This window comes from Microbacterium sp. NPDC058345 (assembly GCF_042723855.1).
Taxonomy (GTDB): domain Bacteria; phylum Actinomycetota; class Actinomycetes; order Actinomycetales; family Microbacteriaceae; genus Microbacterium.
Window position 1 is genome coordinate 64,823 of the sequence record NZ_JBHXIG010000001.1, and the last position, 14,304, is coordinate 79,126.

Below are 14,304 nucleotides of genomic sequence, written 5' to 3' on the forward strand. Positions count from 1 at the left end.
CTCGCGCACGGCCGCCTCAACCGGTGAGTTCCACGAGCTTGCGCACGGTCAGCAGGTTCCGACCGGTGCCCGCCACGCCGAGGGCTCGATCCAGCGCCGACTTGGTGAGCTTCGTGGACTGCACCCCGCCTGCGCCGTAATCGATCCACAGATCCTGGCCCCTCAGCGCGATCCGCTCCCCCGGCTGCAGGCGGGGGCGCAGCGCCTCTTCGGCGCCGGCGGCCGGATCCCCCTCGAGGAACATGACGTGCAGCATCTTCTCGGCGGCCGCATCCGGGAATGGATTCTGGTCGAGCGCGGCCCTCAAGGGGCGGTGTGCACGAGCGATCACGGGCGTGTCGACGCCGAACTCGTCGGCGATCAGCGCCCGCACCTCGGCGCTCGTCGCCGGGAGGTCATCGGGCTCGTCGCAGATCACGTTGCCGCTGGCGATGTACGTCGAGACGCCGGTCAGCGCGGTGCGCGCGGCGAGCAGAGCGCGGAGCTCGGCCATCGGCACCCGGTTGCGACCGGAGACATTGACGGCGCGCAGCAGCAGGACGCAGCGCGCGGTCACGTGGATTCCTCGCCCGAGCTTGCGCGGTCGGCGCCCGTCGCGGTGGTGCGCGCCTGCGCGAGTTCCGCACCGTGGTGGGCGAGCTCGGCGAGCGCAGCCTCGCTGGAGCCCGAGCCGACGCCTGCGATGAGGTCCGTGAGAACGCGCACGCGCACGCCGTGGGCGATCGCGTCGAGGGCGGATGCGCGCACGCAGTGATCCGTCGCGATGCCCACGATGTCGGCATCCGTGATACCGCCGGCCGAGAGGATCTCGCCCACTGTCTCGCCGCCGTCGGCTACGCCCTCGAACAGCGAGTATGCGGGGCGCCCTTGGCCCTTGCGGACGTGGTGCGTGATCGCGTCCGTCAGCAGCAGCGGGTCGTACTCGGCCCCCGGCGTGCCGGCCACGCAGTGCACCGGCCAGGAGTCCACGAAGTCGGGCTCTTCCGCGAAGTGACCGCCGTTGTCTCCGTCGGCATCGTGCCAGTCTCTGGAGGCGAGGATCACGGCGTAGTCCGCGGCGTGCGCGGCGAGGAGGGCGCTCACCCCCGACGCGACCTCGTCCCCGCCCTCGACAGCGAGGGCACCGCCCTCGGTGAAGTCGTTCTGCACGTCGACGATGAGAAGCGCTCTGCTCATGCCTCGAGCGTACGCGCGGCGGCGGCATCCGAACACGGCGAAGGGCCCGGGATGCAGATCCCGGGCCCTTCCTGTGAGCCACCTAAGGGAATCGAACCCTTGACCTATTCATTACGAGTGAATCGCTCTGCCGTCTGAGCTAAGGTGGCGTGCGCGGCGCACCGCGGCACGATCAACGATATTACCCTGTCCGACCCGTCGGCGACGAATCGGGCGCGCATCGCTTGCGGCATCCGCCGCTCACTCGCAGCGCAGCCCGTCCTCGGGCACGGTGCCGTCGATGAGGAAGCCCTCCACCGCCGCGTCGACGCAGCCGTTGCCCTTGTTGTAACCGGTGTGACCCTCGCCGACACGGGTGACCAGCACGCCGGTCTCCAGCTGCTCGGCCAGCGACTCGGACCACTCGTACGGTGTCGCCGGGTCGTTGGTCGTGCCCACCACGACGATCGGCGCGGCCCCGGGTGCGGTGATGGCCTCGCGGGTGCCGGTCGGCGGGTACGGCCACTGCTCGCAGAGATCGGGCCCCTGCCAGTACGGGGCGAAGGTGGGCGCTCCCTCTTCGATCCGCTTCATCGCGGCGTCCTCCGCGGCGGGGTCGTCCTCGACGGGGTAGTCCATGCAGTTGTATGCGTTGAACGCGTCCATGGAGTTGTCGGCGTAAGTGCCGTCCGGGTTGCGGCCGTTGTAGCTGTCGGCGAGGAAGAACATCGTCGACGGATCGCCCTGCAGCACGGCGGTCAGCGCGTCGGTGAGGTACTGCCAGGAGCCCTGGCTGTACATCGCCATGATGACGCCGGTGACCATCGTGTCGGCGCCCAGCATCCGTCCGTCGCCGTTGCGCAGCGGCGACCGCTCCACTGCGGCCAGCAGGGCACGGAAGTCGGTGAGCGCGTCGTCGAGGGTTCCGTTGAACGGGCATCCGTTCGAGGCGAGGCAGTTCTCGAGGTAGGCGCGCAGCGCCGACTCGAACCCCAGCGCCTGGGTCGTGCCGACGTCCAGACCGGGAATCGAGGGATCGATCGCGCCGTCGAGCACCAGGCGCTGAGCGCGCCCGGGGTACAGCTTGGCGTAGGTCGCGCCGAGGAACGTGCCGTACGAGTAGCCGAGGTAGTTCAGCTGGCTGTCGCCGAGCACCGCACGGATCAGGTCCATGTCGCGCGCGGCGTTGACCGTGGTCACGTGCTGCAGCAGCTCTCCGGAATTCGCGGCGCAGGCCTCGGCGTACTCCTTCTGGTCGGCCTGCAGCTCGGCCTCCCACTCCGGGGTGTCGCGCGGCTCGGTGGTCAGGCCGTAGTTGAACTCATCGCGCTGAGCGGGGTCCTCGAAACAGGTCACGGCGGTCGAGCGGCCGACCCCCCGCGGGTCGAAGCCGATCACGTCGAAGTTCTCGATCAGCGCCGGGCCGACGGCGTAGGTCAGGTTCTCGGCGATGTAGTCGTAGCCGCTCGAGCCGGGACCGCCGGGGTTGACCAGCAGTGAGCCCTGATGCTGCCGGGTCGCCTGGTGGCGCACGAGCGCCAGCGAGATCTCGCCCGCCTGCGGCTCATCCCAGTCGAGCGGGGCGGTGACGTCGGCGCAGTCCATCCCCGTGCCGCACTGCGTCCACTCGAGCGTCTGCGAGTAGAACGGCATCAGTTCGTCCGCGACGCCCGTGGTGTCGGGCTCGCGGGTGACCGACGCCTTGTCCTCGGGGATCTGCGCATACAGGCAGCCGGACAGCACGAGCGCGGCGCAGACGAGTGCCGCACCGGCGGCGGCGACTCGGCGCAGGGCGGGCTTCGATCGGTTCACGGTGTCCTTCCGCTCGAGACGGTGACGAGAAGACTCTCCAGCGCGAGCAGCGGCGCCACGTTGCGCTCCAGCGACTCGCGGGTGTCGGCGATGGCGTCCAGCACCAACAGGGTGCGCTCCACGGGCCAGGCGGCGGCGAGGGCGGTGAGCTCACGCTCGAGCTCGCGGTTGATGAGCGTCTCGCCACGCGCATACTGCAGCATGATCACGTCACGGTACATCGACTGCAGGTCGGTCAGCACCCGATCGATCCCATCGCGAAGGCTGCGGGTCGCGCGCTTCTTCTGCTCCTCCTCGAGCGCGGAGATCTGCGCGCGAAGCGCGGGCGGCACGGCCTGACCCTCGGCGATGCCGACCGTGCGCAGCAGGGCGGCACGCTCGGCCTCGTCGCGTTCGACCGTGAGCGCCTTCGCGTCATCGGTCGCCGCCTGGATGATGGCTCCGGCGGCCTCGATCGCCGTGCCGACGCCTCGCACGCCGAGCACGCTGCGCAGCGTCTCATCGCGCCGGCGGCGGGCGGACATGTCTGTCGCCAGGCGCTGCGCCATGCCGATGTGACGCTGAGCGTGCCGCGCCGCCTGCTCCGCGGTGTCGTGGTCGACGCCCGTGCGCAGCGAGATGAGGCGCGCCACGTCGGCCACCTCGGGCTCCTGCAGCCGCAGTGCGCGCACCCGCGAGCGGATCGTGGGCAGCAGGTCGGCTTCGCTGGGTGCGCACAGCACCCACACGGTCTGCTCGGGCGGCTCTTCGAGCGCCTTGAGGAGCACGTTGGAGGTGCGCTCGACCATGCGATCGGCATCCTCCACGACGATGACACGGTAGCGACCGGCGGACGGCGCGAAGTACGATCGCTCGACCAGCGCGCGCGCCTCTTTGATCGTGATGATCACCTTGTCGGTGCGCAGCGACGTGACGTCGGGATGCGTGCCGGCGAGGACCTGCCGCATGGTGGCCTCGTCGTCGGGCCCTTCGGCGATCAGCGCAGCGGCGAACGCATACGCGAGGGTGGAGCGCCCCGAGCCGGGAGGGCCGGTGATCAGCCACGCGTGCGACAGTGCGGCCGGATCGGATGCCGCAGTGCGCAGCATCTGGACCGCGGCATCCTGCCCCCACACGTCGGACCACGGGAAGGGCGCGATCTCGACGGCGGTCATGGGCTCCAGCCTAACCGGGGGCGCCGACGGAACCGCTCAGGTCAGAGCAGGGGGGCGACGCGCGCACGGACGCGCTCCGCGATCTCGGATGCCGGCAGCGCGGCGTCGACGACGAGGAAGCGGTCGGGCTCCGCCTCGGCGAGAGCGAGGTACGCCGCCCGGACGCGGGCATGGAACTCCTCCCGCTCGGCCTCGAGACGGTCGAAGGGCTTGTCGTCGGCGTCGAGGCGTCGGCGTGCCTCGACAGGATCGAGATCGAGCAGCACCGTCAGGTTTGGCAGCGCGCCCTCGGTCGCCCACAGCGACAGGTCACGCACCTCCGTGGCGTCCAGCACGCGCCCGGCGCCCTGATACGCGACGGACGAGTCGAGATAGCGGTCCTGGATGACGACCTCACCCCGCTCCAGCGCCGGGCGCACGACCGTGGCGACGTGGTGCGCCCGATCGGCGGCATAGAGCAGCGCCTCCGCGCGCGGGGCGATGTCGCCCCGGTGGTGCAGCACGATGTCGCGGATCAGCGTGCCCACGTCGGAGCCGCCGGGTTCGCGTGTGCGCAGAACGGTCGAGCCCTGTGCACCGAGCCAGCTCGCGAGCAGCTCGGACTGCGTGGTCTTGCCCGAGCCGTCGCCGCCTTCGAGGGTGATCCAGAGCCCGGGGCCTGCGGTCACGCGTCCGCCTTCTTCTTCGCGTTCGCGGCACGCGTCGCCGCGGCCTTCTTCGCGGCCGCGGAACGGGCGGCCGCCTTCTCGGCATCCGTCTTCGTCGTCGCCTTCTTGGCCGGCGCCTTCTTCGCGGGTGCCTTCTTCGCGGCGGTCTTCTTGGCGGGAGCCTTCTTGGTGCCGCGCTTCGGCGCCGGGCCCTTGGCGCGCTTGTCGGCGAGCATCTGCACCGCCGCCTCGAAGGTGATGTCCTCGGGCTTCTGCCCGCGCGGGATGGTCACGTTCGTCTCACCGTCGGTCACGTACGGGCCGAAGCGGCCGTCGCGGATGCGGATCGGCTTGCCGCTGACCGGGTCGGCCTCGAACTCGGCGAGCGCGCTGGAGGCACGGCGCGAGCCTGCACCGTATTTCGGCTGCGCGTACACCGCAAGGGCCTGCTCGAGGGTGATGTCGAAGATCTGCGCTTCGCTCTCCAGCGACCGCGAGTCGGCGCCCTTCTTCAGGTAGGGACCGAAGCGGCCGTTCTGGGCGGTGATCTCGTCGCCCGACTCCGGGTCCGCTCCGACGACACGCGGGAGGCTGAGCAGCTTCAGCGCGGTGTCCAGATCGATCGTGTCGACCGACATCGATCGGAACAGCGACGCCGTGCGCGGCTTCGGAGCGGCATCCTTCTTCGCACCGCGTTTGGGCTTGGGAGTCTCCACGACCTCACCGGTGGTCGCGTCGACGGCGTCGTCCTCGGAGACGGGGTCGTTCTCCTGCACGTACGGGCCGAACCGGCCGTCCTTGACGACGACGACCTTTCCGTTCTCGGGGTTCTCGCCGAGCACGCGGTCGCCGGCCACCGGGGCGTCGATGAGCTCCTGTGCCTTCTCGGAGGTCAGCTCGTCGGGCGCGAGATCCTCCGGCACGTTGACGATGCGCGGCTTCGCGTCGGGGTTCGCCGGATCGGCGACCTCGAGGTACGGGCCGTACTTGCCGAACCGCAGCGTCGCGTTCTCGGTGATCGGCGTGGAGTTCAGTGCGCGCGCGTCGATCTCGCCGAGGTTGTCGACGACCTGACGCAGACCCACCTGCGCGTCGGAGCCGTAGTAGAACTGACGCAGCCACTCGACGCGCTTCTGCTCGCCGCGGGCGATCGCGTCGAGGTCGTCCTCGAGGGCGGCGGTGAAGTCGTAGTCGATGAGGTCGGCGAAGTGCTGTTCCAGCAGGCGCACGACGCTGAACGCGAGCCAGGTGGGCACGAGCGCCTGCCCGCGCTTGCTGGCGTAGCCGCGGTCGATCACGGTGCCGATGATGCTCGCGAAGGTCGAGGGCCGGCCGATGCCGTGCTCCTCGAGCGCCTTCACCAGCGATGCCTCCGTGTAGCGCGGCTTCGGCGTCGTGCGGTGGCCCTTGGCCTCGGCATCCGCCATACCGACATCGTCACCGACGGCTACCTGCGGCAGCGACTGGTTCTCGGCGGCGTCGGCGTCGCCGCGCTTCTCGTCGCGACCCTCCTCATAGGCCTCCAGGAAGCCCTTGAAGGTGTAGACGGTTCCCGATGCGGTGAACTTGAGCTTCTCGCCGGCGGCATCCGTCTCGATCGTGACGGTGGTGGTCTCGTACTTCGCGTCGGACATCTGGCTGGCGACGGTGCGCTTCCAGATCAGGTCGTAGAGGCGCTGCTCCTCGCGGTCGAGGTGCGAGGCGACGGATGCGGGGGTGCGGAACTTCTCGCCGGACGGGCGGATTGCCTCGTGCGCCTCCTGGGCGTTCTTGCTCTTCGAGGCGTACACGCGCGGCTTGAGGGGCACCGCCGCGTCGCCGTAGAGCGACACCGCCTGCGCCCGCGCCGCCTGCACCGCCTGGGTGCTCAGCGCGGTGGAGTCGGTGCGCATATAGGTGATGTATCCCTTTTCGTAGAGACGCTGGGCGACGCTCATCGCCTGCTTCGCGCTCATCGAGAGCTTGCGTCCCGCCTCCTGCTGCATCGTGGAGGTGGTGAAGGGGGCGTACGGCCGGCGGGTGCCCGGTTTGGCGTCGACGCCGGTGACGGTGCCACCACCGGATGCTGCGACGGCGGCGGCCAGCGCGGCGGCGCGCTTCTCGTCGAGGACGACGACGGCCTTCTTGAGCTTGCCGGCGTCGTCGAAGTCGCTGCCACGGGCGAGCTGGCCGCCGTCGACGCGCACGAGACGCACGCGGAACCCGGCACCGGCCGAGCGGGCGGTGGCCTCGACATCCCAGTAGTCGGCCGACACGAAGGCCATGCGCTCACGCTCGCGGTCGACGATCATCCGGGTCGCCGCGGACTGCACGCGCCCGGCCGAAAGACCGGTCTTCACCTTGTACCAGAGCACCGGTGACACGTCCCAGCCGTACAGCCGGTCGAGGATGCGCCGCGTCTCCTGGGCGTCGACGAGCGCGAGGTCGAGCTCGCGGGTGTTGCCGACGGCGGCCTGGATGGCGTCCTTGGTGATCTCGTGGAAGACCATCCGCTTGACGGGCACCTTCGGCTTGAGCGTCTCGAGCAGGTGCCAGGCGATCGCTTCGCCCTCGCGGTCCTCATCAGTGGCGAGCAGCAGCTCGTCGGCGCTCTTGAGCGCACGCTTCAGCTCGGCGACCGTCTTCGTCTTGCGATCGGAGACGACGTAGTAGGGGTCGAAATCGTTCTCGACGTCGATGGAGTACTTGCCGTATGCCGGCTTGTCGGCGGCGGGGATGTCCTTCTTGTCCGCAAGGTCGCGGATGTGACCGACCGAGCTCAGCACCTCATAGCCGTCGCCGAGGTACCCCTGGATCGATCGCATCTTCGTCGGGGACTCGACGATGACGAGCTTCTTGCCTGCAGCCAAGAGTGCGTCCTTTCTCCGAAGCACACCATACACACCGCTTTCTTGGTGCCGACGCAGAGTCAGGGCGACGCGGCGTCATCGGGTGGGCACGGCGGCGGTATGCGGGGATCGTCATCGTCCTCCCTCGGGTTGCCCTGCTCGGGCGCGGGAGACGGCGACGAGACCAGCGTACGCCGCTTCCACCTCGACGGTCGCGCGCACCCCTTCCACCGTGCACGCGGACAGGGTCGCCCCGGATGCCGCGGCGACCCGCGCCGCCACGGCGCAGGGCGGGTCGTCGACGACGACGGCGCCGGAGGCGACATCGGCCGCGGCGAGCGCCGCGGCATCCGCGGCTCCGGAGGCACGCTGCGCCGTGACCGCCGCTCCCCCGACGGCGGCGAGTCCGAGCGACAGCGTCGCGGTGACCGTCAGGATGCCGGCGGCGAGCGCGGTGCCTGCCATCGTGTCCTCCTTCTCTCTGGGTGCACGAGCCTGGGTGCACGTGTTCGGGCGCACGAGCCCCGGGTTCACGAGCCCGGGTGCGTCCGCCGGGTCGCGTCAGAGGCCGCCGGCGAGCGCGCAGCTCTCGGCGGTCAACGGCAGGCTGATCAGCCGGCCGACCCGGAACGGCGCCGACGCGGTGGCGCAGATCATCTCGCCGGCCGTGTTCGTTCTCATCTGCGCGCCGGCGACCGCATCGGCGACGATCCCCGCGGCCCTGGCGACGCTCTCGCCGCGGGAGAGCAGCCGCGCGGCGTCCGCCGCGGAGTCCTGCAGGGCGACCTGCTGCGCCGCGGCGGTCAACGCGCCGACGCCGAGCAGCAGGGCGAGGAGCACCGCGGGCAGGGCGACGGCGAGCTCGGCGGCGACGGAGCCCTCGTCACCGCCGAGCCCGCGCAGGCGCCGGTGGCGCATCACGACACCGTGAGAGCCCGTCGGACGAGATCGGTGACTATTCCGCGCACCTCGTCGGAGCGCATGATCACCACCAGGAAGCGTCGCTCGTTCGCCACATCTTCCGCGAGTACATGGCCGGCGCACCGCTGGGCAGATCGCACGAGACCTCACCGACGCCGGCACGCTGACGAGGCGCGGCACGCAGTGGCATAGCTCGACCGTCCGCCGGATCCTCCTCAACCCCCTGTACGCAGCCCTCCTCCCGCCCGCACAGCCGACGCGAGAGCACAGTCTGGCCGCGATCGACCTGGACGCGTGCTCAGCGGGCGCGTGGGAGCCGATCGTGACCCGGGAGGAGGTAACTTGGTCACCCGTACCAAACTCCTCGCTGTACGGCCCCTCCACGGCGGCACAGCACGGCGTTGACTCCTGTCCGGCCTCGCGGTCTGCTCCGTGCGCCGCAAGCCGGTGAAGTCCGCACGCGGCGAGACGCACCCGACCGAGCGCAAAGAAGGTGGCTCGGCCGAGCCCCGGAGGTATCACACCTACCGTTGCTCGGGCAGGCCGTCTCACATCATGCGCAACGGTGAGGTCATCGACGAGCTGATCGAGGAAGTACTGCATCCAGCGCCTCTCCGAGCCCGACATCGTCGACCTCGTCGGCCCGCGAGAGGCGGAGATCGACATTCCGGCGCTACGGACCCGTGTGAGGCTCTCGACGCCGGCCGCGCCGCTGTCTTCCAACTCGTCGGTAGCGACGCGTCACGCCTGGCCGCGGCCGAGCAGCAGCTCGATGAGCTCGAAGAACAGATACGAGCGGTCGACGTAGAGCTGGCGCCGCTGTGCAGCGACACCCGCTCGCGGACCTCATGGGCGTCGAGGACGTCAGGGCATGGTGGCAGACGCGCACTCTCGGCCGCAAGCGCGCCATCATCAACGCGCTAATGACCGTCGCGATCAAACCCATCGGCTACGGCAAACGCCCGCGCGGTGAAAAGCTCATGGAGACGCTGGAGATCACGTCGAAGGGTGACTGAGCAGCTTCGCCCGGTAATTCTGCTAGCTTGCTCAGCCCTCGTCATCCGTCGAATCGGGCAACTCGAACGCGTCAGTAACGTCATCCTCTTCGGTCGTCGCACCAGGCAAAGCAAGAGCATCACGACGGACACGTGCCTCTGAGTGATAAGCGACCGGTGTCACGCGCAGCACGTGATCGATGAGCGTCTTGAGCGCGGTTCCGATGTGCAGCTCAACCGGCACAATCAGGCTGAATTCCTGCTCGATGAGCTCCGTCTTCACAGTGATCTTCGGTGCATGGTCGATCTGAGCCGCGACGGCAGCATCCATGTAATCCATGTCCCGTGCCGCACGGTGGAGCTCATCAGGCACATCGAGCGCCGGCAGGTCAGGGTCATAATCGATCAGCAGCAATGCCACGGCGTCGTACGCATCGTCTTCATCGGAGAGCTTGTTCAGGAGGTCAAGCATCCTGATCGCCGGCCCGGGCTTTTCCCGCACAGCAGGAGCGCCGAACCCGAACACGAAGCCGAGGCTCGCCAGCGGGTGACGACCACGCAGATTCTTCGCGTCGCCGTAGCTTTCTTCGATCCGGTTCGCGGCATTATTGCCGATGCTGCCGTCCATGCGCTTCGTCGAGATGAGGATCTCCGGCCCCGTCATCGCGTCTGTCAGCACGACGTCGACCTGCTTCTCGTACATCTTTCCGAGCACGTTCGCATCGGCCTTCACGAGGCCGCTGGGGCGATTATCGCTGAACAGTCGGGCCTTGACGGGAGCGATCTCCTTGGCAGACGCACCGTTCTTGGTCTCGAACCCCTCGATCAACGCACTGATGGCACGTGGAACGACCCGCGGCCACGTCGCACGTGGCCACACGCTTTCGTGATCGAAGCCTGCGCGGCGAAGCTCGTACGCCAGCCAGGCATCAAGTGCTTTCGAGAGCATCCCCGCCTGTGTGTCCTTGCCGACGACGCCCCGAGCAACTCCGAGTAGCTTCTCCAGGACGTTCCTGTCGAAGTGGTAGGCACCGTCCACCCAAGGATCGGTGTGCCCGCTCTGCGTCGCATCAGCGATGATGCGATCGAACTGGACCCAGGCCAGCTCCGCCAGCGACGCTTTAGCCATTCGAACGTCCTCTTGTCATGCGTCGCTTCGCCTTTCCTGCTCGGTCACGTCGCACCGGCGTCATGTCCTGGTTGAATAGCACCGCGTCGACGGTCTCGACAGCGGCCTCCAGATTCCGAGCCTGCAAGAGCCTCTGCACGCGCGGCTTGATGGCGTTCAGCTCCTCGCGATGCTGCGTCAGCAGAGCAGGACTAGGCATCCACCAGCGGTCGGCCTCTCTCGGTTCGAGCTTCAGGATGCCGCCGCCGTAGCTGCGACCACTGAGCTCCGCAGAGAGCAGCGTGAGCGAGTTCAGCGACGCCACGGGCAGCACGGCCATCGCGAGCTCGCGGTGCTCGCTTGCGAGGTACACGCCGTGGACGCTGTTGAGATGACGCGCTCTTGTGCAATTGGTCGTGAGTCGCGGAGTGTCGGCGTTCATCGCCGTCAGGAACAGGTCCGGTGGTGCCAGCAGCGGGACGCGCCACCAGTCGGGGCGGATCCGGCATTTGTACGCCTTGTGCACGTCCATGCTCTCGCCGGACTCGATGTACGCCAGAGTGCCAGCCGCCGGCTTACCAGAGGGAGCGAGCAGCCACGTCGCCTGGCCTGCCTGACCGAGTCTCGTGAGCGCGCTCTCCGTCAGCGCCAGGCCGCGAAGGTGCGCGCTTCCGGGAGGGCTGATCCTCACCAGGTCACGCTGCGGGATGCCGAGGCGCTGCGCACGCTCAGGCGTCATCGTGAAGAAGCGGTTGTTGCCTGTCACAGCACCCAGCGTGGTATCTCCATAGGTCTCCAGCGAGACGAACGTCAACGAGCCAACGAGCTCTGCGATGAGATCGATCGTTTCCTCGTTCAGCGGGTCAGCATGCCAGCGATCAGTGCCCGACACCGCCCACGAGCGCTGGGCGGCGAGCGTATCGAGTGTCGTTGCGTTGCGCGTCTGCTGCAGCGACGCTTCGACGGTAGATCCCTCGCGGTAGCCGGCAGCCTTGACGAGAACAGTGTCCGCCATCGCGTCAGGGAATACCTGCTCATCGAAGACCACCAGCTCCACGCTGGTGAAGTTCTCTAGCAGATAGCGCCGCACGGGCGCGGCATAGTTCACGCTGAGCAACTCGGCGGGAAGCACCATGCCGAGCTTGCCGCCCATCTTCAGGTGCGCCGCGGCGTGGATGACGAACGCCGCCCATGACGACGCGAGACCCGTCAGCGCTACGCCCTGTTGCAGGGCCGCAAGCCGCGCACGGTCACGGGCATCACCGGAGAAGTCCTGGTATCGGATGTACGGCGGGTTCCCGAGAACGACGTCGTAGTTGCCCCTCGGTTCTGTCGTGAAGAAGTCCGCGACGCGGATCGTGGCGCGTCCGCCGGCCGCGGCGACGATCTCGCGACCGTCCTTGGCGGACATAGCGTGGATTTCGACACCGTGGACATGAGGTTTCTCAGCTCCCAGGCCGTGCAGGCGCGCCACGGCAGCAGTCAGGAACGCTGCTTCGCCGGCACTCGGCTCGAGAATACGGTCGGTCGCGCTGGAAATACCCCACTCTGCCAGATGGCGCGTAATCCCATCCGGCGTGAAGAACGCTCCACGAGCCTTGCGGATCTCCGGCGTGTCGGCAGCGCGAGCGAGATTCGAAGACATGTACCTATTCTGACGTGAAAGCTTGGGATCCGAGCAAACGACCCGCCACGACCTCACCTGAGGTCGCTGAACGGATCCACGACGCTCTGTACGCCATGCTCCGCACACACGAAGGCGATCCGCACGCCCGTGCCGTCCGCACTGAGCGAGGTGTCCGGCGCGCAATCCCCACCGCACTCAGCGCACGTCCGATAGCTCTCGTCCGTCGGCACGCGGATGTCCAGGCCGTCTGGCCCTTCGACATGCTCGAAGTCCATGCGCCCCAGTCTCGCACGCGCTCTGTCGGTGGCCTCGCTCGCGTACCCTGAAAGACCCTCCGCGTCGCTGACGACCCGACGCCCTCCCGCACAGCGAGGATCTGCCAGGGCCATGCGCACAATCGTCCACCACCGCTACCGCGACGCCGGAGACCAGTGGCACACCGGCCACGTCGCGGATTACCTCGTCGCCTACAAGCGCGTCGGACACCCCTGCTGCACGCTGTGCAGGGCGGTGGCACTGACGCTCCTCGACGACCGCGGGAACCTCGTTGCATAGCGGGCGGCCGTAGCTCCTGGCACTTGCCCCGGCTGAATCCGGAACGCAAACGAACCCCGCAGCACCTTCTGCCGGACCCTGTGCGTTCTCACCTCAGGAGAACGCCTGGCGGAGCGCGTCGAGGTCACCCGAGTCGACGACCTCCTGGATGATGTTGATCGTCTCCTGGTCCACAAACATGCCCTTGAGTGTGTCGTTCCAGATCGCTCGCACTCGGTCCAGATCGCCGGCGTCGACGGCTGCCCCTGCGGCCTCGATGGCCTGCTGGTACGGGCCCTGCCGGAAGCCAGGCTCTGTTTCATCTGGGTTGTAGTACGGCACCACCGGAAGCTCAGGGTCTGGGGTGAGCCAGAGCACCTGCCCCCGGCTGGATCGTGCGCACGTGATTCATCGATCCGAGAACGGTGTACGCGCAGAGACGCTCGGCGATGACCGCCTCGACGTCGCCCGCCTCAACCGCGTAGGTCACGGGGGTGCCGTCCTCATCGACGGTCACCTCTCCTTGCGCGTAGGGGCGTGCGCCGAGATCCATCAGGGTGCCCTGTCGCTCCCAGTACAGACCGCCCCGTCGCCTACACCTCAGACATGCGAGAGCAGGTGGGTTCGTTCATTTCTGGCTCCGGCGTCGTCTCGGCGACGATCTCTGCGCGGGCCGTAGGTGTCGGCTCCGTGCCGGTGATCTCTGACGCGGACGTGCATCCGGACAGAACGGCCGCGAAGAGGGCCATTGCTACCAGGCGCAGGGCCGAGATTGTCGGTGCTGGACATGACGCTCCTTGACCTCGTGTGACTCGTCGTCCGAACCGGTGGCGCTAGTTTAGTGCGCCGGTTCATGCGACCTCTCGCCGGTCGACTTCGCGCGATCTGTCAGATTCCTTTGCCCAAGATGCTGGAATGACAGTGGGCACCGCGACGGAGCTGCACACCGACCAGCCTCGGACATCTTCCGTGACGCGGACCGCCATCGCTGTCGTCAGCACGCTCCTCGTCATCGCCAGCGCATACGCACCTCTCCTGGTCGGCATGAACCCGCCTCCGTACGAGCTGAACATCACGATCCTGACCCAGGGCGTTCTCGCGCTGCTGGGGTTCTTCGGCCTCATCGCCACCGCGACGCGCCCCCACTACATCGTTGCCGCCCTCATCGTGACGGCGGTCCCTGCGATCATGGCGATCGGCTTTCTCGGTTTCAGCGCGCTCGTCGGCTGGACTAACGGCGTTCACACCTTCGTCGATAGCTGGGGTCCGCTCAGTCATTCGTTCGCGTACACCGCGCCGTTCTTCATACCCACCCTCGTCGCCGGCGCGCTGCTCATCATCCGGAAGCGACCGGCCTGGGTGAAGCTCCTTGTCGTGGTTCTCGCGATCGGTGTGCTGTATGCGCTGTGCGTATACCGCTGGCTCTTCAGCTGAGAGCAGCACGACCTGCGCGGCATGCAGACGTCCCCCGTTGTGAGCACAGGGACTATTCCGCGTCGCAGGGACATCTCCTTCGCAAGACG

General features: G+C 68.2%; 16 protein-coding genes, 1 tRNA gene and 2 pseudogenes. 4 read left to right on the plus strand and 15 right to left on the minus strand.

Annotation, left to right across the window (positions count from 1 at the left end):
* Positions 1 to 16: 16 nt before the first annotated feature.
* The 10 genes and pseudogenes from ACFWH5_RS00380 to ACFWH5_RS00425 all read right to left on the minus strand — a co-directional run.
* On the minus strand, positions 17 to 556 hold the full coding sequence (locus ACFWH5_RS00380) for a DUF1697 domain-containing protein (RefSeq protein ID WP_378830523.1): 540 nt from the start codon (positions 554 to 556) through the stop codon (positions 17 to 19).
* Positions 553 to 1,176, minus strand: a complete 624-nt coding sequence (locus ACFWH5_RS00385; protein ID WP_378830526.1) for an isochorismatase family protein — start codon at positions 1,174 to 1,176, stop codon at positions 553 to 555. The genes ACFWH5_RS00380 and ACFWH5_RS00385 overlap by 4 nt, the downstream gene beginning before the upstream one ends.
* A gap of 76 nt (positions 1,177 to 1,252) precedes the next feature.
* A tRNA-Thr gene (locus ACFWH5_RS00390) sits at positions 1,253 to 1,325 on the minus strand.
* A 91-nt stretch (positions 1,326 to 1,416) separates the two neighbouring features.
* Positions 1,417 to 2,967 carry an alpha/beta hydrolase gene (locus ACFWH5_RS00395; protein WP_378830528.1) on the minus strand — a complete coding sequence of 517 codons (1,551 nt, stop codon included), beginning with the start codon at positions 2,965 to 2,967 and terminating at the stop codon, positions 1,417 to 1,419.
* The gene (locus tag ACFWH5_RS00400) at positions 2,964 to 4,121 is read right to left on the minus strand and encodes a DNA polymerase III subunit delta' (RefSeq protein ID WP_378830530.1); all 1,158 of its coding nucleotides are present in this window, start codon (positions 4,119 to 4,121) and stop codon (positions 2,964 to 2,966) included. Before ACFWH5_RS00400 ends, ACFWH5_RS00395 begins: the two co-directional genes overlap by 4 nt.
* A 41-nt stretch (positions 4,122 to 4,162) precedes the next feature.
* A complete protein-coding gene (tmk, locus tag ACFWH5_RS00405) occupies positions 4,163 to 4,789 on the minus strand; it encodes a dTMP kinase (RefSeq protein WP_378830532.1) in 627 nt (208 codons plus the stop codon).
* Positions 4,786 to 7,617, minus strand: coding sequence for a type I DNA topoisomerase (topA, locus tag ACFWH5_RS00410; RefSeq protein ID WP_378830533.1), 2,832 nt, complete (start codon positions 7,615 to 7,617; stop codon positions 4,786 to 4,788). Before topA ends, tmk begins: the two co-directional genes overlap by 4 nt.
* A gap of 111 nt (positions 7,618 to 7,728) precedes the next feature.
* On the minus strand, positions 7,729 to 8,061 hold the full coding sequence (locus ACFWH5_RS00415; RefSeq protein ID WP_378830534.1) for a helicase: 333 nt from the start codon (positions 8,059 to 8,061) through the stop codon (positions 7,729 to 7,731).
* A gap of 96 nt (positions 8,062 to 8,157) precedes the next feature.
* Positions 8,158 to 8,514: a TadE family type IV pilus minor pilin gene (locus ACFWH5_RS00420; RefSeq protein ID WP_378830535.1), complete on the minus strand. Its 357-nt coding sequence runs from the start codon at positions 8,512 to 8,514 to the stop codon at positions 8,158 to 8,160.
* Positions 8,514 to 8,591: pseudogene (locus tag ACFWH5_RS00425) on the minus strand (DUF4244 domain-containing protein); the annotation flags it as partial. The pseudogene ACFWH5_RS00425 and the gene ACFWH5_RS00420, both read right to left, overlap by 1 nt.
* Before the next feature lie 56 nt (positions 8,592 to 8,647).
* Here ACFWH5_RS00425 and ACFWH5_RS00430 point away from each other — a divergent pair.
* Together ACFWH5_RS00430 and ACFWH5_RS00435 are read left to right on the plus strand one after the other, a co-directional pair.
* Positions 8,648 to 8,968 (plus strand): annotated as a pseudogene (locus ACFWH5_RS00430) (recombinase family protein); the annotation flags it as partial.
* 397 nt (positions 8,969 to 9,365) lie between these two features.
* Complete coding sequence (locus ACFWH5_RS00435) at positions 9,366 to 9,533, plus strand: hypothetical protein (RefSeq protein ID WP_378830536.1); 168 nt, start codon at positions 9,366 to 9,368, stop codon at positions 9,531 to 9,533.
* 31 nt (positions 9,534 to 9,564) lie between these two features.
* Here ACFWH5_RS00435 and ACFWH5_RS00440 read toward each other — a convergent pair whose 3' ends face one another.
* From ACFWH5_RS00440 to ACFWH5_RS00450, 3 genes are read right to left on the minus strand one after another with little or no spacing between them, the layout of a single operon-like run.
* Entirely contained in the window at positions 9,565 to 10,641 is a 1,077-nt protein-coding gene (locus ACFWH5_RS00440) for a hypothetical protein (RefSeq protein ID WP_378830538.1), read from the minus strand.
* Entirely contained in the window at positions 10,634 to 12,265 is a 1,632-nt protein-coding gene (locus ACFWH5_RS00445) for a class I SAM-dependent DNA methyltransferase (protein ID WP_378830539.1), read from the minus strand. Before ACFWH5_RS00445 ends, ACFWH5_RS00440 begins: the two co-directional genes overlap by 8 nt.
* 53 nt (positions 12,266 to 12,318) lie before the next feature.
* Positions 12,319 to 12,522, minus strand: coding sequence for a hypothetical protein (locus ACFWH5_RS00450; RefSeq protein ID WP_378830542.1), 204 nt, complete (start codon positions 12,520 to 12,522; stop codon positions 12,319 to 12,321).
* A 112-nt stretch (positions 12,523 to 12,634) separates the two neighbouring features.
* On the opposite strand from ACFWH5_RS00450, the gene ACFWH5_RS00455 reads away from it, so the two are divergent.
* Positions 12,635 to 12,802 carry a hypothetical protein gene (locus ACFWH5_RS00455; RefSeq protein ID WP_378830543.1) on the plus strand — a complete coding sequence of 56 codons (168 nt, stop codon included), beginning with the start codon at positions 12,635 to 12,637 and terminating at the stop codon, positions 12,800 to 12,802.
* A 93-nt stretch (positions 12,803 to 12,895) separates the two neighbouring features.
* On the opposite strand, the gene ACFWH5_RS00460 is transcribed toward ACFWH5_RS00455, so the two are convergent.
* Complete coding sequence (locus ACFWH5_RS00460) at positions 12,896 to 13,159, minus strand: hypothetical protein (RefSeq protein WP_378830544.1); 264 nt, start codon at positions 13,157 to 13,159, stop codon at positions 12,896 to 12,898.
* Positions 13,134 to 13,334 carry a hypothetical protein gene (locus ACFWH5_RS00465; protein ID WP_378830547.1) on the minus strand — a complete coding sequence of 67 codons (201 nt, stop codon included), beginning with the start codon at positions 13,332 to 13,334 and terminating at the stop codon, positions 13,134 to 13,136. Before ACFWH5_RS00465 ends, ACFWH5_RS00460 begins: the two co-directional genes overlap by 26 nt.
* Positions 13,335 to 13,825: 491 nt before the next feature.
* On the opposite strand from ACFWH5_RS00465, the gene ACFWH5_RS00470 reads away from it, so the two are divergent.
* Complete coding sequence (locus ACFWH5_RS00470; protein ID WP_378830549.1) at positions 13,826 to 14,215, plus strand: hypothetical protein; 390 nt, start codon at positions 13,826 to 13,828, stop codon at positions 14,213 to 14,215.
* The last annotated feature ends 89 nt before the right edge of the window (positions 14,216 to 14,304 follow it).

Excerpts from the sequence above, each read along its gene's own strand:
- ACFWH5_RS00385 (WP_378830526.1), bottom strand. The coding sequence starts at position 1,176 with ATGAGCAGAGCGCTTCTCATCGTCGACGTGCAGAACGACTTCACCGAG.
- ACFWH5_RS00400 (WP_378830530.1), bottom strand. The coding sequence starts at position 4,121 with ATGACCGCCGTCGAGATCGCGCCCTTCCCGTGGTCCGACGTGTGGGGG.
- ACFWH5_RS00415 (WP_378830534.1), bottom strand. The coding sequence starts at position 8,061 with ATGGCAGGCACCGCGCTCGCCGCCGGCATCCTGACGGTCACCGCGACG.
- ACFWH5_RS00420 (WP_378830535.1), bottom strand. The coding sequence starts at position 8,514 with ATGCGCCACCGGCGCCTGCGCGGGCTCGGCGGTGACGAGGGCTCCGTC.
- ACFWH5_RS00435 (WP_378830536.1), top strand. The coding sequence starts at position 9,366 with ATGGGCGTCGAGGACGTCAGGGCATGGTGGCAGACGCGCACTCTCGGC.
- ACFWH5_RS00440 (WP_378830538.1), bottom strand. The coding sequence starts at position 10,641 with ATGGCTAAAGCGTCGCTGGCGGAGCTGGCCTGGGTCCAGTTCGATCGC.
- ACFWH5_RS00445 (WP_378830539.1), bottom strand. The coding sequence starts at position 12,265 with ATGTCTTCGAATCTCGCTCGCGCTGCCGACACGCCGGAGATCCGCAAG.
- ACFWH5_RS00450 (WP_378830542.1), bottom strand. The coding sequence starts at position 12,522 with ATGGACTTCGAGCATGTCGAAGGGCCAGACGGCCTGGACATCCGCGTG.
- ACFWH5_RS00455 (WP_378830543.1), top strand. The coding sequence starts at position 12,635 with ATGCGCACAATCGTCCACCACCGCTACCGCGACGCCGGAGACCAGTGG.
- ACFWH5_RS00465 (WP_378830547.1), bottom strand. The coding sequence starts at position 13,334 with ATGGATCTCGGCGCACGCCCCTACGCGCAAGGAGAGGTGACCGTCGAT.
- ACFWH5_RS00470 (WP_378830549.1), top strand. The coding sequence starts at position 13,826 with ATGAACCCGCCTCCGTACGAGCTGAACATCACGATCCTGACCCAGGGC.